This window comes from Dechloromonas sp. ARDL1, assembly GCF_051122455.1.
Taxonomy (GTDB): Bacteria; Pseudomonadota; Gammaproteobacteria; order Burkholderiales; family Rhodocyclaceae; genus Azonexus.
In genome coordinates, this window is sequence record NZ_CP168939.1 from 605319 (window position 1) to 626095 (window position 20777).

The following is a 20777-nucleotide window of genomic DNA, read 5'->3' on the forward strand; positions in this document are numbered from 1 at the left end:
AGACCCTCTGTCGCATCTATTGGTTGGGTATTTCTTTCCAAGTGGCACGACGTGTTCTGATGGAAGGTGGTGTATAGGGCAACGCTGTTGTTGGCGTCAGGCTGTCTGATGTCCGAACAATGGCCTTGATGCTGCCATCCACGGTCTGAATGGTAATTGGACGACTGGCCAGTACATTGCCTAGAGAAATCGAAGCGTAGCTACTTCCAGCTACCTGCGTACCAGAAACATAGTTGACTATGTTGAGCCAACTGCTACCTCCGGGTAAGCAAGGGTCTGTGTTGGGGGTGTTACTTGTGAAATACAGCATTCCAATGGCCAATGCAGGGGTTGTAGTGATTCGTTCCTGCGCCGGAAGGTCAATGTACCAACCTCGTTGGGTTGTCCAATTTATGGATTGGCCCGTGATTGTTCTTGTGCTCCCGCTCGTGACCAATGTCTGGGCCTGTAGATTGCTACGTAACGGTGAAATCAGGGGGGATGTACTCAGGTCGTCGACCAAGCCATACATCGTTTGTATTTGAGTCGCATTGGAGTTGGCTCCAACAACGCCAGGAACATCGGTTTGACCAAGGTACTTTCCTGTGCCCACGAATACCAAGCGCTTGGCAACTCCATTGATCGTTGCTGTCGCCAATTCTGGTTCGCTGGTAACTGGTTGCGCATTTCCACTTGGGTCTACGAGTACAGCAAGTTTTTGCACACTCCAGTTGGATGGAGTGGCAGAACTTAGATCAAAACGCCAAACGTTTCCATTCAGATCACCGCCATATGCTTGTTCTATTGTGTTGTCGTACTGCGCATTAGTGGCATATCCGCTGATATAAGTTAGACCGCTAGGAGAGGTACTTGATCCGACAGCGGTGTTGAAGATATGCAGAACGGCTCCAGTTTTTACGTTGATGACAAAAAGAAAACCGCGACCATCCCCGTTGTTGTAGCCAGATGTAACGAGCGCTACCCAGCCATAGGCACGGGTCTTGGTAATGATGGGGCGGCCATAGGTGTAACCCATCATGTTCGCGGCAATAGTCAGTCCATTGGCTGTGTAGCCGGATGGTGTGGTTACATTGAAATTGCCGCTGGTTGTGCTGGAGGGAAATTCCCACAATACCTTGGTGGCAGCATCCGCTTCATCGGATGCGGTCGGAGTCGTGACATCAAGTGCGTAGTAGCCACTACCACCTTTACCAAGCCCCCCTATTAACATGGTTCGCCAATCGGAGGTGGCAAGTATGCTGCCACTGGTTTTGCTGAAGTCAACATCGCCAGTGATTGGTGTGGCATCAACGTAATATTTGTGTACGAATCCCTGTTTTTTGGTGAGTTGATTCAAATTTGGCAAAACGAAACTAGGAATGTACGCCCAACTCTCAGCTCCCGTGGAGCCGTCAAAAGCGTGGATCATGCCATCGTTGGCGGCTTGGAACACCGTTTTGATACGTGTGACATTGGGGAGCCCAACGGTATTGGCAAGCTTGAAAGCCGAATATCCGGCGTCAGCGTAGGAAAAAACGGGAGTGGAAACGAGAACTGGCTCTGCGTTGATAATGTCACCAAGTAGGTGCGCACGCGTTCTGTAGGCGCCATTTGGACCTTCTTGACTACGATCTCCTCTGATATAGGCTAGAACATCCGCGCCATCCGACGGGCCGGGAGGTGTGGTGTTCGAATTCAGAAAATTCTGTTGGGTAGCAGTTAGTTTGGTTGAAGTAGATGCGGCGCTGGGCTGAAATTGGATGCCAGCATTGCTACTGATGGCTCGCGTCACTATGCGGCGATTGGCTTGAGTCATGTTGTCGAGCTGGTCGCGGACTGTCCAAGTGGCAGTCGTTGAGACGAGGCCGGTTATCTGATCGATAGGGTAGGCTCCGAGCTGCCCATCCCAGGTGCCTGAGTTGTAGGTGGAGGCATATGAGGTGTTGTCAATTGAGACGTCCGTGCTGGCAACAGCAACGGCTGCAGCAGAGGCGCTACGCGCAATAATGTCTTCCAGAACCCTTTGCAGTGAGGTTTTCAGGATTGTCGGGTGTTTTGCATTGAAATATTGTCCGCGCCCATTTACCGCTGCATGCCATAAATCGTCAATTGCCGTGTTGGTATCCGCTACAGGCGTTGGCCAGTTATCTGAACCGTTGATGAGATTGTTGTAGTACCAGTTGCCGGTTGTCGCGGTCAGATAGTCATCGCGGTAATCCTTACTGCCGTCTGCTCCCAAACCGATGGTAAAAGTGGTCATGTGCTGCCAGGTGGCAGGATCGGCCGCATTTGCGGAAACGTTGTTGGTGGATTTTGTGCCGCTGGTACGCAAGTCGGTGGCCCAATAATACATAGCAACATCGCTTAGAGTGTTCGATGTACTGGTGCCGTCGTAGTAGGGTTTGGGAAAGCTGCTTCCAGATGTTAATCCCGTAACGGTTTCGGGTAAAGTTGGGACAGTGGTATCCCTATTGCCCAGATTGACTGTATTGCTGTTCCAGAATCCGTCTGTCGATAGGATTGCATAATTATGCTGACAGGAATATTGGACAGGGTCATCGGTGCTGTTGTTCGACGAATAACCCATGCTATTGCCAGCATAATATTCGCCAACGCGCTGAAGCGCTCTCTGCAAGGGTGTGCCGTTGGCAGGGTCGATGGAATATAGCTGTGTATACCATGTCAGTTTTTTTGAATAATCAAAATCACCAATGGAAATAAAATTTGCACCGGTGTTATTGCCTGTTGATGCCGAATTGTTGATTGTCGAGAAGCCAACCCGGTATTTGTCACTAAGTCCTGAAAATACTAGACCCATCGTCGTTTTCATCGTGAGGATGCGAGTGCGATAGTAGGTCCACCAATTGGCGAAATTTTGAATTTCCTGGTTGTAATTACAAGTGACTGTCGTGCTTCCTATCCCGCAGTCGGTTCGGGTCGTGTTACGGACGTAGCTCGTAACGCTTGGAATGATGTCTTGACGTGAATAGTTGCTATCTGTCGTCAACGACCCGCTTCCAGAATAAACATAATAAAAAGATTTAACCGCAATAGGCCCATTTGTGTAAGAGCCCGTTGCCGAGCTTCTGCAGTTGCCGCCAATCGTAGGTTTTAAAGGTGGAGTTGCACCTGCGTAGTAACACGAGGGCGTGAGATCAGTTGAGCCAGCGCCAGATAAATATGGGTTGTTTGGGGCTGCTGTAGGTGTAGAGGGGTTGAGCAGCGACCCCGTAGTATTTGTACTTGAAAAGCTTGTTTTATCGATCCCCGGGGAATATGTGGTATTTGGGTCATACCAAAGCTGATTGTAGCTGCTAGAGTAAAACTCCGTTTCATTATCGCTGTATTCATTCAGAGCATCGGTCCCAGTAATGGACCGCCATTCCATACTGCCCGAATTGTCAAGAATGAACATGATGTTCGGTTTAACGGCATTTGTAACAGCCATCGGGGAGTCTGCCAAATCTGTTGTTGCGCTCAGTGCTGGTACAATAAATTCAATGCCTAAAAACCAGAAGACAAGTGTTTGCGCGGCAATGCGTTTGGCGCGGATGGAAATGGATGGGGGCATGGTCTTTCCTCTTTCCTAATCCAAGGGTCAGCGTTGGAACTGGGCTTGTGTGATAGTAATTGTGTTTCTGGGGCCGGCAACACGTACGGTTGCCCGGTAAACCAGTGATGTTAAAAGCAGGTCGTCACTGCTAAATGATGAACCAATCCGCCCTGACCCTGTGCTGACCATATTGGGATCTCGGAATACATTCAAACAAGTATTTTTCGATTTTGAATAAGTTGGTGCTGTACCTTGGTCAACTGCTACTGCTGCGTTCGTATTACATAGTCGTTCGATGACAAACTGGATTTCATAACCTGTAGGAGGCGTAACGTTAGCAGGCCACCCGCTGGGAGGTGGGTTGGTGGCGCTGTATTTTGGTATGTTTCCATTGGCCCAGTCGATAAATGGCGTTCTAGTGACACCGTCCTCATTCTGTTGTCGAGCGTAATAGCGACAATTCCCCAGTGAGTTCGCGGAAATGGAGGCTGTGCAGCCAACTGGTAAATTTGTATTTGCAGCGCTGGCAGTTGTAACGAGCGTTTCCAAGTATGCGCGTGCTTCTTCAACTGCCAAGTCGGTCATGCTTTGCGTACTAGATTTGAATGCGTAGTTTCCAGAAACCAAAGATGCAGTGTCTACTGAGCGGATAAGGCCCAATCCTGCCAAGCTCACGATAATGAGCGCAATAAGGGCAATCATTAGCGAGGCCCCACGTTGAGTTCGGGAGGAGCGTCCGGGGAGGCGAGCGATATTAGGGGTGGCGGGGCTCATAAGAAATCTGGCCAGACAGAATTGCGTAACGGAATAACGGTTTCAAATACCTTGTAGCGATAGTGCTGCCATTCGGTATCTCCATTTCCTAAACGTAAATCAACGGCTGGAGCTTGATCGGCTGCTGTGTCGCGCCATAGACAGGGGCCAAAATTGTTTGCTGCATTCTGGCATGCACATGGTCCGGTGGCAGTCGTTGCGGTACAGATTGGGGTCACTACTCCTCCTTCTCGCTTGCTGCTTCGTGCGATAACCGCGATACGGATAGATTTGACCCGCTTGCGCAGTTGTTCATCCGTCAAAGAGGTTACGTCAGCGTGATCAGGGTTCCTCCAGAAGGTAACGGTTCGAATGTTGTTGGCACTGCTGAAGCCATACTGAGCCTGTAGATTGACGACATCATTGGCTAAAGTGAAGCATTGGTTTGCTGCCGTACAAGGGGTTGTGGAGCAGTTTGCAGATGGATCAATCCGTAGCTCAAAAGTGTTCGTGTTGGCGGGGTGGAAAATGCAAAAACGCTGTGTGGTGATGCCTCCGTTATTCACGTCTCCGATACGGAAAACCAGAGATTTTTCGACAAAGGCTTGTGCGTCGCTTGCTCGTATTCCATAGCCAGGCCAGTTACTCGTTGTCAGATCTGCTGTCGGCGGGTTGTATTCAGGGGTGTTGCCTGCCGCATAGTTTGTCGTCAAGGTAAATGTGTTGAGATCGATCGCTGAAATTCTCATGAGCGCACAATTAAGCCTATCAGGTCGTACTACCAAGATTACGTCATTTACATTGAAATCAAAGATACGTTCAACCGATAGCGTCCGGTTGGTGGCGTCCATTCGCTGAGTTAGTCGTGTTGGTGTCGAGCCAATAAAGCGCGAGGCGCTGTTGACGTCTATAGCATCTGCAAAAGGGCGGGCGCCTGTAAGGTTGTTGCTGAGTCGGATGGGGGATATGTCCAGTGAGCCTGCAATGTTTGGTGTGTTGCTACCAGTGCTACCGATCGCGCTACGCGCTCCTGTGGATCCATCGGGGTCGAAGTACCAAAAAACGTTCTGGCACGAGTAGGTGTCGTTTGACGCATAGCCGTTACCTGCGTTATGAACTTGTTGTTCAATTGCAAATAAGCTCATGAGGCCGCTTTGCTGCGCGTCAGCGCCAGAAACAGTAGTGCGTTTCTGGTTCTCATAGAACGAAAGTGTTTGCAAAACTGCAAGGATCGCTATTAAGCCGACGGTCATCCCTACCATCAGTTCGACGAGACTAAAGCCGTCTTCATGATGGTTAAAGTGTCGGGAGGGGACTTGCCTGTCAGGTGTTGTCTTGGATTCGTGCTGAGACTTCATGTTTGTGATAGCTCGTAGCATTTGGTGAGGTAAGCCAACAAATGGCAATGGAAACTTGGCCTGATGCTGCGTCAACGACAATTCGCTGACGATTGGCAACTGCACCAGGGAGTGCGGCACCAACTTCGTCGAGCCATGCGACAACGTTTGCGTTTGCGCCGGCGACCCCAGCATCACATACATTGCCAGCAACTCCCCCGGAGGAATAGGCAGCTAGATTGGCCTTGTCTCCCCACATGACTCCAATAATTTTGTTCGCGAGGAATGCAGCATCGGAACGGTATTTTGCATCTGATGTCGTCGCAATCGCCCTGGCCTGCAAACTGACCAAGCCGAGAAGTCCGATAGAGAAAATTAGGATGGCGACTAGCGCTTCAAGTAAGGCGACGCCTTCTTGCTTGGTTCTAGAGGTAGGGACGGTCAGCATTTTGTGGGGTCCGTACTGGCAAGGTTGGTGTCAGGATTGCAAAGTCGAATTGCACCTCCTGATCCAACAACAACTCGACGGGATGAGCCGCTCGGGGCTGCCGCATTAGTAAGTTCGACCTGAGTAAGTGAAACCGATGCGTCGGCGTTTGCTGCGATGCGTCCGAAAGAATTGAAAGTTATGGTTGTGGCACCGGCGGGGGCTATTGTAGTCGTTACTGCGCTCGCCCCTTCGCCGCTGGCGCGAGATTGCTGAATAATCGTGCCTGAGGTGTCTTCGCTGACTGTCCAGGAGGATTGTCCGGTTTGGCTTCCAATCACGAAACGGACACGCAGGTTCCGGCGGACAGCTTCTGCTCGCGCTAACTGAATTCCATTTTCCACTGCTTCGCTGGCGCTACGAATCTGGCCGCGCAGAATGAAGTCACGAAACGATGGGGCTCCAAGCCCAAGCAAAATGGCGAGCACCAAAATGGCGACGAATAACTCTACCAGCGTAAAACCCTGCATTGAGGTAGGGTGAGAAACTGGTTTCAGCATGCCTCTCCTCGTTTCGATATCCAGCAGTTCAGCGGTAGGCCGACAGTTCCAGGGAATGCCGTTGTCTGGCGAATGTTATCTTGGTTAATTGTGAAATTGATGCCATTTACTGCGCCTGTGCCGTTTGCCCACGCAGTGAAGGTATTTGCGGTGCCTGCGCACCCCAGAGTGAAATACCTTTGTTCAAGGCCGGTTGTGAGTGAAGCAAGATTGGCGTTGCAGGTAACTCCAGCTGATACATAGCTTCGGTTATCTTGAAAATAGCGTTCCTGTCGAACGCGCATTTCAGCCAAATTGCCAATGGCCTCGGCAATCATGCCGCGCTGCATATAAGCAACGTAAGATGGGTAAGCAATCGCTCCCAGTATGGCAACGATTGCGACGACAATCATCACTTCAATCAGCGTAAACCCGCCTTTTTTCTTTCGTAATGGCATAACGATTCCTTTTGTGTCTAGTTCGTACTATATAGAATCGACTCGGGTCTAGGCTTGCGGGAAGATGAGCGGTTGCAAAGCCGGAGTGAATGGTTTTCGGGGGGGCGGGGTATTGTTCAGTTTAAATGGTTGTGTTAAAGTAGCCAATTTACTGAATTCAAGGCGATTAATTTCATGGCCAATAGCGCACAAGCCCGCAAGCGCGCCCGTCAAGCTGACAAGCAGCGCTCCCACAACGCCAGCCTGCGTTCGACCCTGCGTACCGCGATCAAGCGCGTGCGTCAGGCGATCGAAGCTGGTGACAAAGCCGCCGCACAGGGCGTCTTCCAGCAGTCTGTCGCAGTGCTCGATCGCATTGCCGACAAGAAGATTGTTCACAAGAACAAAGCTTCCCGTACCAAGAGCCGTCTTTCTGCTCAGATCAAGGCACTTGCTGCTGCCTGATTCCTGCGGATTGACCCAATAAAAATGGCGCCTCCGGGCGCCTTTTTTATTGTCGGTGTCTATTGTTCTCGGCTGTGCTTGGCTTGGTTACTTCTTGCCGTCGATCGAGCAGACGCCGTCGACGATCTGCAGGTCGTTGTCCTGTGCGAAATTGAGCATGAAGCGGTAGGCCATCGGTTCGAGTTCGCCGAGGCGGCCATCGACGAAGACAGCTTTTTCGCCGTTGTAGTCGCCGGGGCCGACGTAGGGGGAGTATTTCATCTTGCGTTCGGCGCCGAAGGCGGACATGACGCCACATAGGCGCTCGGCCCAGTCACTGGGGCGGAATTTTCGTCCTTCCTTGGTCAGGCCAACAATGATGAATGTGGTCGATTCTGGATTTGTCATTGTTTTACTCTGCGTTTGCGGGCGATACGACCTTGCGTGGGCGCATTCTAGCAGAAGCGCTTAACCTTTCCATAATTACGGCGGCGATCTGGCTTTACTCATCGGGCCTTGGCGGCCGGTGCTGTTCTATACACGGCCTGGTTTTTCTCATAAAATTCAGCTTTCTGCTGCCCGGTAGGCTTGTTCCGCTTGTGGTGGTGGTCGTTTCGGCGGCATTTGCCGCCGTTTTCGTTTTCTGAGGTTGCCTCATGTCGCATGTCATGAATACCTATGCCCGTTTGCCGGTGACTTTCAGTCATGGTCAAGGGTGCCGGATTACCGATACCGAAGGCAGGGAGTATCTGGATGCCTTGTCCGGCATCGCGGTCTCGACGCTGGGCCACGCCCACCCGAAGCTGGTTGCTGCCATTTCGGCCCAGGCAGGGCGCATGTTGCATACCTCCAATCTGTACCGTATTCGCGAGCAGGAACAGCTTGCCGACAGGCTGTGCGCGCTGTCCGGCATGAGCGAAGTGTTCTTCAGCAACTCGGGCGCCGAAGCCAACGAAGCGGCAATCAAGCTGGCCCGTTTTTACGGGCATACGAAGCAGATCGATCTGCCGACGATCATCGTGATGGAGAAGGCCTTTCACGGGCGGACGATGGCAACCCTTTCGGCCACCGGCAATCGCAAGGCTCAGGCCGGTTTCGAGCCGCTGGTGAGCGGCTTCGTTCGGGTTCCCTATGGCGACCTTGAGGCCATCCGCAGTGTTGCTGAGCAGTACCATAATGTGGTCGCCGTGATGCTCGAGGTCATTCAGGGAGAGGGGGGTATCCATCTGGTCGATCCTGCCTTCTACCAAGGTGTTCGGGCTCTGTGCGATGCTCGCGGCTTGCTGATGATCTGCGATGAGGTCCAGTGCGGCATGGGGCGTACCGGCAGCTGGTTCGGCTATCAGCAAGTCGGCGTCCAGCCGGATATCGCTACTCTGGCCAAGGGACTGGGTTCCGGTGTGCCAATCGGTGCCTGCATGGCCGGCGGCAAGGCGGCCGGCCTGTTCGGGCCGGGTAACCACGGTTCGACCTTTGGCGGCAATCCGCTGGTGTCCACCGCGGCGTTGACCACCATCGAGGTTATCGAGCAGGAAGGCTTGCTGGCCAACGCTGCCCGTATTGGCGACCTGATTCGCCAGCTGTTTGCCGAAGCACTGGTGGGAACCCATGGCGTGGTCGATATTCGCGGCCATGGCCTGATGATCGGTATCGAACTGGATCGCCCGTGCGGCGAACTGGTCGCTCGCGGCCTGGCCGCCGGCTTGCTGATTAATGTGACGGCGGATAGCGTCGTCCGCTTCCTGCCGCCGCTGATCTTCAGCGAGGCCGATGCACGTGAGCTGGTGGCGCGTACCGCACCGCTGATCAAGGAATTTCTGGCTGCTTAATCATGGCAATCAAACACTTTTTGCAATTCAAGGATTTCTCCCGTAGCGAACTCGACTATGTATTCGAGCGTACGGCGTGGATCAAGAACCAGTTCAAGTCCTACCAGAAGTATTGGCCGCTTGAGGACCGTACGCTGGTCATGATCTTCGAGAAGGCTAGTACGCGGACGCGCCTGTCCTTCGAAGCCGGCATGCACCAGCTCGGCGGTGCGGCGATCTACCTGAATACCCGCGATTCCCAGCTCGGGCGCGGCGAGCCGGTCGAGGACGCGGCGCAGGTGATCTCGCGGATGAGCGACATCGTGATGATTCGTACCTTCGAACAGGAGATCATTGAGCGCTTTGCCGCCAATTCCCGTGTGCCGGTGATCAACGGCCTGACCAACGAATACCATCCGTGTCAGATACTGGCCGATATCTATACCTACATCGAGCATCGCGGCTGCATTCAGGGCAAGACCGTGGCCTGGGTTGGCGACGCCAACAACATGTGCAACACCTGGCTTCAGGCGGCGCAAGTGCTCGATTTCAAGGTGCACGTGTCGACGCCGCCGGGTTATGAGCTGAATCCTGCTCTGATTGACGGGGTGGACAAGGCGCACTACGAGATCTTTGCCGATCCGATGGACGCTTGTCGCGGGGCCGATCTGGTCAATACCGATGTATGGACCTCGATGGGCTTCGAGGCGGAAAACGAGGTTCGTCTCAAGGCCTTCGCCGACTGGTGTGTCGACGGCGACATGATGCGCGTGGCCGATCCGCAGGCGCTGTTTATGCATTGCCTGCCGGCCCATCGCGGCGAGGAAGTGACTGCCGAGGTGATCGACGGTCCGCAGTCGGTGGTTTGGGACGAAGCGGAAAACCGTTTGCACGTGCAGAAGGCGCTGATGGAATATTTGCTGCTCGGCCGTATTCAGGCCTGAGCGGTTGGATTGAATCAAAATCGAAACAAGGGAACGCAAATGAGCGACATCAAGAAGGTTGTGCTGGCCTATTCGGGCGGTCTGGATACCTCGGTCATCCTCAAGTGGCTGCAGGATGTTTACAAGTGCGAAGTGGTCACCTTCACGGCCGACCTCGGTCAGGGTGAAGAACTTGAGCCGGCGCGTGCCAAGGCGCTGAAGGCCGGTATCAAGCCGAAGAACATCTACATCGACGATGTGCGCGAGGAATTCGTCCGCGACTTCGTCTTCCCGATGTTCCGGGCGAACACCGTTTACGAAGGCGAATACCTGCTCGGTACTTCCATTGCTCGTCCTTTGATTGCCAAGCGCCTGATTGAGATCGTCAATGAAACCGGCGCCGATGCCATCTGCCACGGCGCGACCGGCAAGGGCAACGACCAGGTGCGTTTCGAACTTGGCGCCTACGCGCTGAAGCCGGGCATCAAGGTCATCGCCCCGTGGCGCGAGTGGGATCTGATGTCGCGCGAAAAGTTGATGGCCTATGCTGAAAAGCACGGCATCGAAATCGACATGAAACACAAGAAGGGTGGTTCCCCGTACTCGATGGACGCCAACCTGCTGCACATCTCCTACGAAGGCCGCCATCTGGAAGATCCGGCCGCCGAAGCCGAGGAATCGATGTGGCGCTGGACCGTGTCGCCGGAAAAGGCACCGAACAAGGCCGAGTACCTCGACCTCGAATTCGCCAAGGGCGATGTTGTCGCCGTCAACGGCAAGAAGCTGAAGGCCCACGAAGTGCTGGCCCTGCTCAACGAGTTGGGCGGCAAGCATGGCATCGGTCGTCTCGATCTGGTCGAAAACCGCTACGTCGGCATGAAGTCGCGCGGCTGCTACGAAACCCCGGGCGGCACCATCCTGTTGCGCGCCCACCGCGCCATCGAGTCGATCACGCTCGACCGTGAAGTCGCCCACCTCAAGGACGACCTGATGCCGCGCTACGCCAGCCTGGTGTACAACGGCTACTGGTGGAGCCCGGAGCGCAAAGCGCTGCAAGTGCTGATCGACCATACCCAACAAACGGTCAACGGTACCGTCCGTCTGAAGCTGTACAAGGGCAACGTCATCGTCGTCGGCCGCGATTCGAAGACCGATTCGCTGTTCGATTCGACTATCGCTACTTTCGAGGATGACGCTGGTGCCTACGACCAGCGCGATGCCGGTGGCTTCATCAAGCTGAACGCCCTGCGCATGCGCATCGCGGCCAACCTGACTGCGAAGAAGGCCGGTAAGCCGGCTGCGGCCAAGAAGGCTGTACCGAAGAAGGAAACCGCCGCCAAGCCGGCAAGCAAAGCAGCCGCCAAGGTTGCTGCGAAGCCGGCTGCCAAGACAACGCCGAAGGCGGTCGTCAAGCCGGTTGCCGCCAAGGCCGTGGTCAAGAAGGCCGTTGCCGCACCGGTAACCAAGAAGGCGGCAGCGCCGGCCAAGGCTGTCGCCAAGAAACCGGCGGCGAAGAAGAAGGGCTAAGCGATGGACGGCACCGTATTCGGGTTCAACGAAGAACAGATCGCGGATTTCTTCTCGACCTGGGGCGTCGGCGCCTTCATCCTTTTCATGCTGTTCATCATCGGTGAGATTGCCTGGAAGTCGAAGGCCGGCAAGACGGGTACTTTTGTGCTCTTCTTCGTGCTGGCTTTCGGCATGGTCGGTTTTATCGCCAAGAGTGTCATTCAAAAAATCTGGGGTATTTAAATGTCGCAATACGACAACGTTTCAGTGGTCAAGAAGGCCAATGTGTATTTCGATGGCAAGTGCGTCAGCCACACCGTGGTCCTCGCCGACGGCACCAAGAAGACGGTTGGCGTGATCCTGCCGTCCAGCCTGACCTTCAATACCGGTGCGCCGGAAATCATGGAAGGCGTGGGCGGTTCCTGCCGTGTCAAGCTCAAGGGCGAAAGCGAGTGGAAGACCTACGGCGACGGCCAGTCCTTCAACGTGCCGGGCAACTCGAGCTTCGAGATTGCCTGCGACGAGCCGTACCACTACGTTTGCCACTTCGGCTAAGCAGCCAGTGCGCCAACCAGCCCGGCCGTCGTGCCGGGTTTTTTGATTAGAGGAGATTCCATGCCCAGTTTTGACTTCACTTCCGAAGCCGACATGGTGGCGTTGAAGAACGCCATCGATGTCGCAGTTCGCCAGATCGACAACCGCTACGACTTCAAGGGCACCTCGGCCAAGGTCGAGTTCAACGAGAAGGACAAGGTCATCACCTTGCACGGTGATTCGGACTTCCAGCTCGACCAGATCAAGGACATTCTGTTTCCTGCCATGGAAAAGAAGGAGGTCGAGAGCACCAAGCGCCTCGATCACCAGCCGGTACAGAAAGTTTCCGGCAACAAGGTCAAGCAGGAATTGAAAATCAAGATGGGCATCGAGACCGAGCTAGCCAAGAAACTGGTCAAGATGATCAAGGATGCCAAGCTCAAGGTGCAGGCCTCGATCCAGGGCGACGCGGTGCGCGTTCAGGGTGCCAAGCGCGACGACTTGCAGGATTGCATCGCCTTGATTCGCAAGGAGGTGACCGACTTCCCGATCAAGGCGGGCAATTTCCGCGATTGATCGCTTGCCGGCGCCACTGGCGATAGATGCGAAATGGGCGGCTTGGGCTGCCCTTTTGCTTTCTCAGCGGGCCAGTCCGCCGATCCAGACCGAATAGAGTTGATCGGATAGCTGACGCATTTGCGGCAGTCGCATGGCCAACTCGCTGGCCATGCTTTCCGGCGTTTGAACGCTCACCTGATCGCTCACGCCCTGGGTTTCACCAGCCCAGTCCTCGTTCCATGTGGTGATCATTTCCGGCGTCATCTCGATGTGGCACTGCATGGCCAGGTGGGGGCCGAGCGCGAACATCTGGTTGGCGCAGTGATTGTTCGAGAAAAGACGCGTCGCGCCGGGCGGGATGCTGAAGGTCTCGCCATGCCATTGAAACACACTGCCGCTCTTGCCGGCCAAATCACCCAGCCACTGCTTGCCCACGGCATGGCCTTCGGCGTAGGCATCGCCCCAGCCGATTTCCTTGACTGGGTTGCGGGTGATCGCGCCGCCCAGGGCCTTGCTCATCAACTGGCCGCCCAGGCAGTGCCCGATGACCGGGATTCCGGCGGCTATTGCGGAACGAATCAGCGCACAGCTCTGTTCGATCCAAGGCAGGGGATCGTTGACGCTCATCGGGCCACCCATGAAGCATAGTCCGGAGTAGTCGTGCGCATTGGTGGGCACCGCTTCATCCTCGTCGATGGCGATCAATTGCCACGGAATCCCTTGCTGCTCAAGGAATATGGCAAAATAGCCGGGACCTTCTGTTGGGGAGTGGCGAAAGATGGCGACGGGCTTCATGGCGGAGAATTTATCCGGAAAAGTGATCGGCCATTCTACGCTCCTCGCGCTGCTCTCTGTCCTGCTGCCATTCACCGCAAGCGCTCAGGATGTCGGTCTGGCGGGCATCATGGGTAGCAAGGCCATGTTGATGATCAATGGTGCCGAGCCGCAGGCCGTGCCGGTCGGGCACACGGTCGATGGCGTCAAAGTGCTGTCCATTCAGAATGATCAGGTGGTGGTCGAGATCGGCGGCAAGAAACGTCCGTTGCGTGTCGGCCAGCATGCTATCGGTGCGGTGAATACGGATGGCTCGGGCAAGATCATCATGACAGCCGACGGACAGGGGCATTTCTATACAACCGGCACAATCAACGGTACCTCGGTCCGTTTCCTGGTCGATACCGGGGCGACGATGATTTCCCTGGGCGCGACCGATGCACGGCGGGTCGGGGTTGATTTCAATCGCGGTCAGAAGACCTTGAGCAATACGGCCAACGGCCAGGCGGTGGTGAGCAAGGTTCAACTGGATACCGTCCGCATCGGCGATATCACGCTGCACAACGTCGATGCGCTGATCCATCAGACGGAGATGCCGATTGCACTGCTCGGAATGAGCTTTCTGAACCGAATGGAAATGCTGCGCGATGGCAGCACAATGACACTTAAAAAACGATTCTAGGAGAAATAATATGCCGCAAAAAGATCAGGAAATCGCCCTCTTGCGCCGCGAGATCGAGTTGATGATGGGGGAGCGCCAGGCCTTGCTGCGCGTGGCCGGCTCGGCGGCTGTCCTGATTGCCAGCCTGGACAGCAAGCGGCTGCCGGTGGGGGCGGTCGAGTCGGCCGACCTGGTGGCCACCACGATCAACGATCTGTCGGAAGAAACGCTGCAGGACGCCTTGGCTTCGGTGAACGCGGAAATCGAGGAAGACTCCCCGGCAAAATGAGCGTCGATCTGGATCGACTGCGGGCCAGTTTGTTCGGAGAGCCGAAGGCCGGTCACTTTGTGCAGGAGGATGGCGCCCAGGATGAGCCCCTGACGCCGGCAGCCGTCCTGTTTCCGATTGTCCTGAGGGACGATGGACATACGGTCCTGCTCACCCAGCGTACGGCCCACCTCAGGGATCATGCTGGGCAAATCAGCTTTCCCGGCGGTCGTGTCGAAGCGCATGACCTGACGCCGATCGAAACTGCCTTGCGCGAGACCGAGGAGGAAATCGGGCTGGCGCGTGAGCGTGTCGAAATCGTCGGGTTCCTGCCTGAATGCCGGACGGGGACCGGGTTCCGGGTCACGCCGGTCGTCGCGCTGGTGCGTCCGCCGTTCGACTTGCAGCCAGATCCCTTCGAGGTTGCGGAGATTTTCGAGGTGCCGCTCGCCTTCCTGATCGACCCAGCTAATCACCAGCGGCATTCGTTGCACTATCGCGGAGCATTGCGCCATTACTTTGCCATGCCCTACGGCGAGTATTTCATCTGGGGAGCGACGGCCGGCATGATCCGTTCATTGTCGGAGCGGCTCGGGCTGCTCCAGGCACCCTGAGCTTGTGGTATCGTGGCGTTTTGCAATACGAAAATAAGCCGAACACGGCAATCCTCAGCCCCACATGAGTCTCCTTTCGCTGATTGCAGTCTTTCTCATCGAGCAGCTGCAGCCCCTCGATTACCGTCGCATCGTCGCTGAGCCGTTCGGTGCGTGGGCGGAATTCATCGAGTCCCGTTTCAATTCCGGCGCCTATCGCCATGGCGTGCTTGCCTGGTGCTTTGCCGTTCTGCTGCCGGTCGTTCTGGTCGGCATTGCTTATGGCGCGCTGGTCGCGCTGAATCCTCTGTTCGGGCTGCTGCTCAACGTCGGCGTACTCTACCTGACGATGGGATTCCGGCAGTTCAGCCACCACTACACCGAGATCCAGCTGGCCTTGCGCCTCGGCGACCTTGACCGGGCCCGCAGCCTGCTCGCAGAGTGGCAGGGGCGCTCGACCTACAACCTGGGATCGGAAGACATCGCGCGCCTGTCGATCGAGGGTGCCCTGGCGGCTTCGCACCGGCATGTTTTCGCCGTCTTGCTGTGGTTCATCCTGCTCCCCGGGCCTTGTGGCGCCTTGCTCTATCGCCTTGCCGTGATCGTGCGCGATCGCTGGAATGCTGAACGTGTTGACCAGGAAAACCAGTTCGCGCTGTTCTCCCGTCAAGCCTTCGGCGTGATCGACTGGCTGCCTTTGCGGACGACAGCCTCAGCGTTTGCCATCGTCGGCGACTTCGAGGATGCGGCGTATTGCTGGCGCACGCAGCCGGCACAATGGCCGGATCGTGATCTGGGTATCGTTCTGGCCGCCGGTGCCGGCGCCTTGGGCGTTCAGTTGGGAAGCCCCGTTGTCGACGGCGTCGAGATCGCCGATCGCGGGGAACTGGGGCTGGGCGACCCAGCCGACGTGGATTTCATGCAGAGTGCCGTAGGCCTCGTCTGGCGAGCCACGGTTGTGTGGATGTTGTTGCTCTTTTTGCTGGGGCTCGCTAGTCTGGTGGGCTGAAACTTATATCAGGAGGTTTTCATGAGCAAAGATGTTGTCGTTCTGAGTGCTGTTCGTTCCCCCATTGGTGCTTTTGGTGGTTCGCTGGCCGACATGGATCCGTGCGATCTGGGCGGTGCCGTGATGAAAGAAGCGATTGCCCGCTCCGGTGTCGATCCCCAAGCCATCAATTACGTGACCGTCGGCACCACGATGCCGGTTGATTCCCGTTATGCCTACGTCTCCCGTGTTGCCTCCATCCAGGCCGGCCTGCCGATGGATTCCGTCGCCATGCAGGTTTCCCGCCTGTGCGCCTCCGGCCTGCAGGCTATCGTGACCACTGCCCAGAACATTCTGCTCGGCGATTCCGACTACGGTATCGGCGGTGGCGTCGAAGTCATGTCCAAGGTTGCCTACCTGATGCCGGCCCTGCGCTCCGGTGCCCGTATGGGCGACACCAAGGCGATCGACGCCATGGTTGCCGTGCTGACCGACCCGTTCGGCGTCGGCCACATGGGTATCACGGCTGAAAACCTCGCTGCCAAGCATGGATTCAGCCGTGAAGACCAGGATGCGTTCGCGGTCGAATCGCAGCGTCGCGCTGCTGCCGCCATCGATGCCGGTCACTTCAAGTCGCAGATCATGCCGATCGTCAAGCAAACCCGTAAGGGCGAGGTTGTGTTCGACACCGACGAGCACCTGAAGCGTGGCACCACGATGGAATCGCTGGCCAAGATGAAGCCGGCCTTTAAGAAGGATGGTACCGTCACCGCCGGTAACGCTTCCGGTATCAACGACGGCGCTGCGTTCTTCGTGCTGGCCGATGCCGCCAAGGCTGCCGCTGCTGGTCAGAAGCCGATCGCCCGCATGGTTTCCTACGCCGTTGCCGGCGTGCCGAACGACGTCATGGGTGAAGGCCCGATCCCGGCGACCAAGCTGGCCCTGAAGAAGGCTGGCCTGACCCTGGATCAGATGGATGTCATCGAGTCCAACGAAGCCTTCGCGGCACAGGCCCTGTCGGTTTCCAAGGTGCTCGGCCTCGATCCGGCCAAGACCAACCCGAACGGCGGTGCCATCGCCCTCGGCCACCCGGTCGGCTGCTCCGGTGCCTTCATCGCCACCAAGGCGATCTACGAAATGAATCGTATCGGCGGAAAGTACTGCCTCGTCACCATGTGTATCGGTGGCGGCCAGGGCATCGCCGTGATCTTCGAACGCGTCTAAGCCTTTTCGCTGCGTTTTCAAAGAAAACCCGCTGGAGCGATCCAGCGGGTTTTTTATTTGCACCATCTTGTGCGGATTGCGCACCTCGACAGTGCGCTAATCGTCATGAAGTTGTATTTTGCACATGATGGGATGCGTATTTACGGGTGGCATGGAACCTGCTGAATCCGAAACGGGAGCATTCTCAGCGACGAGTCCAAAATGAACTTCTATAACGAGATGGTTGACGCCCAGGGTGGCGTCCGGGCGCATTACAAGGGATATGAAGACTGGCTAAAGGCAAGCTCGCCGGAGCGCATCGAGCGCAAGCGCGCCGAAGCTGATCTGGCCTTTCACCGGGTGGGCATTACCTTCGCCGTGTATGGCGAGGAGGCGGGGAAGGAGCGCCTGATCCCTTTCGACATCATCCCCCGTATCATTCCTTCTGCGGAGTGGAAGGCGCTGCAATCCGGTCTGCGCCAGCGGGTCAGGGCGCTCAACATGTTTCTGTGGGACGTCTACCACGACCAGGAAATTCTCAAGGCGGGCATCATTCCGGCTGAACAGGTACTGAACAACGCCCAGTATCGCCCGATCATGCAGGGCGTCGATGTGCCGGGGCGCATCTACGCCCACATTACAGGGGTCGATATCGTGCGGGCCGGCGAGGGCGAGTTCTACGTGCTGGAAGATAACCTGCGCGTTCCATCAGGCGTCTCGTACATGCTCGAGGACCGCAAGATGATGATGCGCCTGTTCCCCGAATTGTTTGCCAAGCACAAGGTGGCGCCCGTGCAGCATTATCCGGACTTGTTGCTGGAAAAACTGCGGGCGGTGGCGCCAAAGGGTGTGACCGATCCGTCGGTGGTGGTGCTGACGCCGGGTGCTTACAACAGCGCTTATTTCGAGCACACCTTCCTGGCCCAGCAGATGGGCGTCGAACTGGTCGAGGGGCGCGATCTCTTCGTCAAGGATGACGTGGTTTACATGCGGACCACACAAGGGCCGCAGCGTGTCGATGTCATTTATCGCCGCATCGACGACGATTTCCTCGACCCGCAGGTGTTCCGCGCCGATTCGGCGCTGGGCGTGCCGGGCCTGATGCAGGCCTACCGTGCCGGCAATGTGACGCTGGCCAATGCGGTCGGTACCGGTGTCGCCGACGACAAGTCGATCTACCCGTACGTACCGGACATGATCCGCTTCTATCTCGGCGAGGAGCCGAAGCTGAACAACGTGCCGACCTACATGTGTCGCAAGCCGGAAGATCTGAAGTACGTGCTCGACCACCTGCTCGAACTGGTAGTCAAGGAAGTGCATGGTGCCGGCGGCTACGGCATGCTGGTCGGCCCGGCGTCGACCAAGGAGCAGATCGCGCACTTCCGGCAGTTGCTGATCGCCAAGCCGGATGGCTACATCGCCCAGCCGACGCTGGCCTTGTCCAACTGCCCGACCTTCGTCGAGGAGGGCATTGCGCCGCGCCACCTCGACCTGCGCCCTTTCGTCCTGTCGTCGGGTGAATGCGTCAACATGGTGCCCGGCGGCCTGACCCGCGTCGCGCTGACCAAGGGGTCGCTGGTCGTCAATTCGTCGCAGGGCGGCGGTACCAAGGACACCTGGGTTCTGGAGGATTAATCATGTTGAGCCGTACTGCCGATCATTTGTTCTGGATGTCGCGCTACATGGAGCGCGCCGAGAATCTGGCCCGCCTGTTGGATGTGACCTACCAGATGTCACTGGTGCCGCAGTCCGAGGAGGCGGCAAACCAGAGCTGGGGAGCCATTATCGCGTTGAATAGCCTGGAAGAGGCCTATGCCGCCAAGTACGCGACGGTTAACGGTGAGAACGTACTGAAATTCATGGTCAGCGATGCCGACAACTTCTCGTCGATCCATTGTTGCCTGCGCATGGCCCGGGAGAATGCCCATGCCGTGCGTGGCACGCTGACCACCGAAATGTGGGAAACGCTCAATTACACCTGGTTGGAAGCGCGCACTCGCAGTTTCGAACAACTGGTCAGCACCGGCATCAGCGAGTATTTCGAGTGGGTCAAGATGCGCTCGTCGCTGACGCGCGGCACCACGCTCGGCACGCTGCTGCAGGACGAGGCCTATCACTTCATCCGGCTCGGGACGCTGCTCGAACGAGCCGACAACACCGCGCGCATCCTCGACTTCAAGTACCACGTGCTGCGTCCGCATGGCGACGAGGGGGCGACCGACTTCTACCAGTGGGCGGCCCTGTTGCGCTCGGTGTCGGCCTTCGAGGTCTATCGCAAGGTGTATCGCGACGTGATCACACCAGATCGTGTGGCCGAGTTGCTGATCCTCAACAAGGACATGCCGCGCTCGCTACATTTCTGCATGAACGGTGTCGTCAAGAACCTCGACCTGATTGCCAATCGTCACTCGGGCGAAACCACCCGCCAGGCCGGGCTGCTGCATGCACAACTGCACTATGGGCAGATCGGCAGCATTCTTGAGCAGGGGCTGCACGCGTGGCTCGAGGATTTCATGGATCGCATCTACCTGCTTGGCGAGGGGATCAGCAAGGATTTCCTGGTGCCGATGACGGAAGCGGCCTGAGTTGGAGAGTGCACGGCGGACGAGGCCCGGTCATGCCGGGCCGTGCGCGTCACCGGGAGGGTTTATTTCCCAAAATGGTGAAATGAATCCAGCGCTTGGTGGCGGCTGGCTTTAAACTGCGAACCTCGCAGATGCCAGCCGGTGTTCGGCTGCTTCTTTGCTTTTTTCAAGGCTGTCCATGTACCCGATCCACGATCACGATCCTCTTGTACTGCTTGCCACGGCTCTTGCCGCCAAGCGCCGTCCCGCCGAATTGCCTGAAATCATGGCCGCCATCGACCTGATCCAGGGCAATATCCCCAATGAGGAAAAGCTCAGCGAAGCTTTTGTCCGCCTCGGGCAGAACGGGCTGCTGGTCGACCGCGATGGTGGCGTCGCCTTGACACCGGCAGCCGAAAGCCTGATTGAAGCTTTGCCGCGCAAGGGCGAGATGGCAGATCGCCTGGTCGCCTTGCGCAGCCAGTTGGCGGCCTACGCGACGACCGGCGAGGGCGGGGCTGTGGCGATTCCCGCCGAACAGCTACGCGCCGCCATGCTGGCTCATCGTGCGGCAGCAGCAGGCTCCGGCAAGAACCTGCTGGTGCCCAAACCGAAGCCGGAAGCCGCCAAGGCTCGCCCCGGCCAGCGTCAGCGCAAGCCGCTGCCCAAACAGCGCAAGCGCTGAGCCTACGATCCGTTCAGGCATGACGCAAGAACAACCGAACAACCCGCTGCATGGCGTCACGTTGGAGGCCATCCTGAACCAACTGGTTGCCCACTACGGCTGGGCTGAACTCGGACGGCAGATCGACATCCGCTGCTTCAACTATGTCGGCGCGCGTTTAAATTTGACCACCTGTGCGCGTTGAATTTTGACCAGGTGTGATAGCCACCTGACATAGGTGGGCTTGTGGATAAGTGTAGC

Annotated in this window: 23 protein-coding genes and 1 pseudogene; 16 read left to right on the plus strand and 8 right to left on the minus strand. The window is 56.6% G+C overall.

Annotation, left to right across the window (positions count from 1 at the left end; all coding sequences use genetic code 11):
• Positions 1-16: 16 nt before the first annotated feature.
• From AB6Q56_RS02935 to AB6Q56_RS02960, 6 genes are all read right to left on the minus strand, one after another.
• On the minus strand, positions 17-3550 hold the full coding sequence (locus tag AB6Q56_RS02935) for a pilus assembly protein (protein WP_434515699.1): 3534 nt from the start codon (positions 3548-3550) through the stop codon (positions 17-19).
• A 27-nt stretch (positions 3551-3577) separates the two neighbouring features.
• Entirely contained in the window at positions 3578-4234 is a 657-nt protein-coding gene (locus AB6Q56_RS02940) for a pilus assembly PilX family protein (protein WP_434515700.1), read from the minus strand.
• A gap of 68 nt (positions 4235-4302) precedes the next feature.
• A complete protein-coding gene (locus AB6Q56_RS02945; RefSeq protein WP_434515701.1) occupies positions 4303-5643 on the minus strand; it encodes a PilW family protein in 1341 nt (446 codons plus the stop codon).
• The gene (gene pilV / locus AB6Q56_RS02950) at positions 5609-6070 is read right to left on the minus strand and encodes a type IV pilus modification protein PilV (RefSeq protein ID WP_434515702.1); all 462 of its coding nucleotides are present in this window, start codon (positions 6068-6070) and stop codon (positions 5609-5611) included. Before pilV ends, AB6Q56_RS02945 begins: the two co-directional genes overlap by 35 nt.
• A complete protein-coding gene (locus AB6Q56_RS02955) occupies positions 6064-6609 on the minus strand; it encodes a GspH/FimT family pseudopilin (RefSeq protein ID WP_434515703.1) in 546 nt (181 codons plus the stop codon). The genes pilV and AB6Q56_RS02955 overlap by 7 nt, the downstream gene beginning before the upstream one ends.
• The gene (locus tag AB6Q56_RS02960) at positions 6603-7046 is read right to left on the minus strand and encodes a type IV pilin protein (protein ID WP_434515704.1); all 444 of its coding nucleotides are present in this window, start codon (positions 7044-7046) and stop codon (positions 6603-6605) included. Before AB6Q56_RS02960 ends, AB6Q56_RS02955 begins: the two co-directional genes overlap by 7 nt.
• Before the next feature lie 174 nt (positions 7047-7220).
• On the opposite strand from AB6Q56_RS02960, the gene rpsT reads away from it, so the two are divergent.
• Positions 7221-7490 (plus strand): 30S ribosomal protein S20, encoded by a 270-nt coding sequence (rpsT, locus tag AB6Q56_RS02965; RefSeq protein ID WP_150429559.1) that lies wholly within the window; start codon positions 7221-7223, stop codon positions 7488-7490.
• 87 nt (positions 7491-7577) lie between these two features.
• Here the strand turns inward: rpsT and AB6Q56_RS02970 are convergent, their stop codons facing one another.
• On the minus strand, positions 7578-7877 hold the full coding sequence (locus AB6Q56_RS02970) for a DUF3579 domain-containing protein (RefSeq protein WP_434515705.1): 300 nt from the start codon (positions 7875-7877) through the stop codon (positions 7578-7580).
• Between the two features lie 248 nt (positions 7878-8125).
• On the opposite strand from AB6Q56_RS02970, the gene AB6Q56_RS02975 reads away from it, so the two are divergent.
• The 6 genes and pseudogenes from AB6Q56_RS02975 (at position 8126) to AB6Q56_RS03000 (ending at position 12819) form a co-directional block, all read left to right on the plus strand.
• On the plus strand, positions 8126-9298 hold the full coding sequence (locus AB6Q56_RS02975; protein WP_434515706.1) for an aspartate aminotransferase family protein: 1173 nt from the start codon (positions 8126-8128) through the stop codon (positions 9296-9298).
• Positions 9299-9300: 2 nt separating this feature from the next.
• Positions 9301-10221, plus strand: a complete 921-nt coding sequence (gene argF, locus AB6Q56_RS02980; protein ID WP_434515707.1) for an ornithine carbamoyltransferase — start codon at positions 9301-9303, stop codon at positions 10219-10221.
• A 39-nt stretch (positions 10222-10260) separates the two neighbouring features.
• Positions 10261-11484: pseudogene (locus AB6Q56_RS02985) on the plus strand (argininosuccinate synthase); the annotation flags it as partial.
• A gap of 246 nt (positions 11485-11730) precedes the next feature.
• Entirely contained in the window at positions 11731-11952 is a 222-nt protein-coding gene (locus AB6Q56_RS02990) for a DUF2788 domain-containing protein (protein WP_434515708.1), read from the plus strand.
• Positions 11953-12264 carry a pyrimidine/purine nucleoside phosphorylase gene (locus AB6Q56_RS02995; RefSeq protein ID WP_011288757.1) on the plus strand — a complete coding sequence of 104 codons (312 nt, stop codon included), beginning with the start codon at positions 11953-11955 and terminating at the stop codon, positions 12262-12264.
• A 60-nt stretch (positions 12265-12324) separates the two neighbouring features.
• A complete protein-coding gene (locus AB6Q56_RS03000; RefSeq protein WP_434515709.1) occupies positions 12325-12819 on the plus strand; it encodes a YajQ family cyclic di-GMP-binding protein in 495 nt (164 codons plus the stop codon).
• A gap of 63 nt (positions 12820-12882) precedes the next feature.
• Here the strand turns inward: AB6Q56_RS03000 and AB6Q56_RS03005 are convergent, their stop codons facing one another.
• A complete protein-coding gene (locus AB6Q56_RS03005) occupies positions 12883-13596 on the minus strand; it encodes a type 1 glutamine amidotransferase (RefSeq protein ID WP_434515710.1) in 714 nt (237 codons plus the stop codon).
• A gap of 22 nt (positions 13597-13618) precedes the next feature.
• Between AB6Q56_RS03005 and AB6Q56_RS03010 the strand changes: the two genes are divergently transcribed.
• The 9 genes from AB6Q56_RS03010 to AB6Q56_RS03050 all read left to right on the plus strand — a co-directional run bounded on the left by AB6Q56_RS03010 (position 13619) and on the right by AB6Q56_RS03050 (position 20721).
• Complete coding sequence (locus AB6Q56_RS03010) at positions 13619-14257, plus strand: retropepsin-like aspartic protease family protein (RefSeq protein ID WP_434515711.1); 639 nt, start codon at positions 13619-13621, stop codon at positions 14255-14257.
• Between the two features lie 10 nt (positions 14258-14267).
• Positions 14268-14525, plus strand: coding sequence for a hypothetical protein (locus AB6Q56_RS03015; RefSeq protein WP_434515712.1), 258 nt, complete (start codon positions 14268-14270; stop codon positions 14523-14525).
• On the plus strand, positions 14522-15118 hold the full coding sequence (locus AB6Q56_RS03020; protein ID WP_434515713.1) for a CoA pyrophosphatase: 597 nt from the start codon (positions 14522-14524) through the stop codon (positions 15116-15118). Before AB6Q56_RS03015 ends, AB6Q56_RS03020 begins: the two co-directional genes overlap by 4 nt.
• 64 nt (positions 15119-15182) lie before the next feature.
• Positions 15183-16106 (plus strand): CobD/CbiB family protein, encoded by a 924-nt coding sequence (locus AB6Q56_RS03025; protein WP_434515714.1) that lies wholly within the window; start codon positions 15183-15185, stop codon positions 16104-16106.
• A gap of 21 nt (positions 16107-16127) precedes the next feature.
• Positions 16128-17309, plus strand: coding sequence for an acetyl-CoA C-acyltransferase family protein (locus AB6Q56_RS03030; protein WP_434515715.1), 1182 nt, complete (start codon positions 16128-16130; stop codon positions 17307-17309).
• A 201-nt stretch (positions 17310-17510) separates the two neighbouring features.
• On the plus strand, positions 17511-18923 hold the full coding sequence (locus tag AB6Q56_RS03035; RefSeq protein ID WP_434515716.1) for a circularly permuted type 2 ATP-grasp protein: 1413 nt from the start codon (positions 17511-17513) through the stop codon (positions 18921-18923).
• A 2-nt stretch (positions 18924-18925) separates the two neighbouring features.
• Complete coding sequence (locus AB6Q56_RS03040) at positions 18926-19873, plus strand: alpha-E domain-containing protein (RefSeq protein WP_434515717.1); 948 nt, start codon at positions 18926-18928, stop codon at positions 19871-19873.
• A gap of 178 nt (positions 19874-20051) precedes the next feature.
• Complete coding sequence (locus AB6Q56_RS03045) at positions 20052-20537, plus strand: hypothetical protein (protein WP_434515718.1); 486 nt, start codon at positions 20052-20054, stop codon at positions 20535-20537.
• 19 nt (positions 20538-20556) lie between these two features.
• Positions 20557-20721 carry a VF530 family DNA-binding protein gene (locus AB6Q56_RS03050; protein ID WP_434515719.1) on the plus strand — a complete coding sequence of 55 codons (165 nt, stop codon included), beginning with the start codon at positions 20557-20559 and terminating at the stop codon, positions 20719-20721.
• Positions 20722-20777 lie beyond the last annotated feature (56 nt).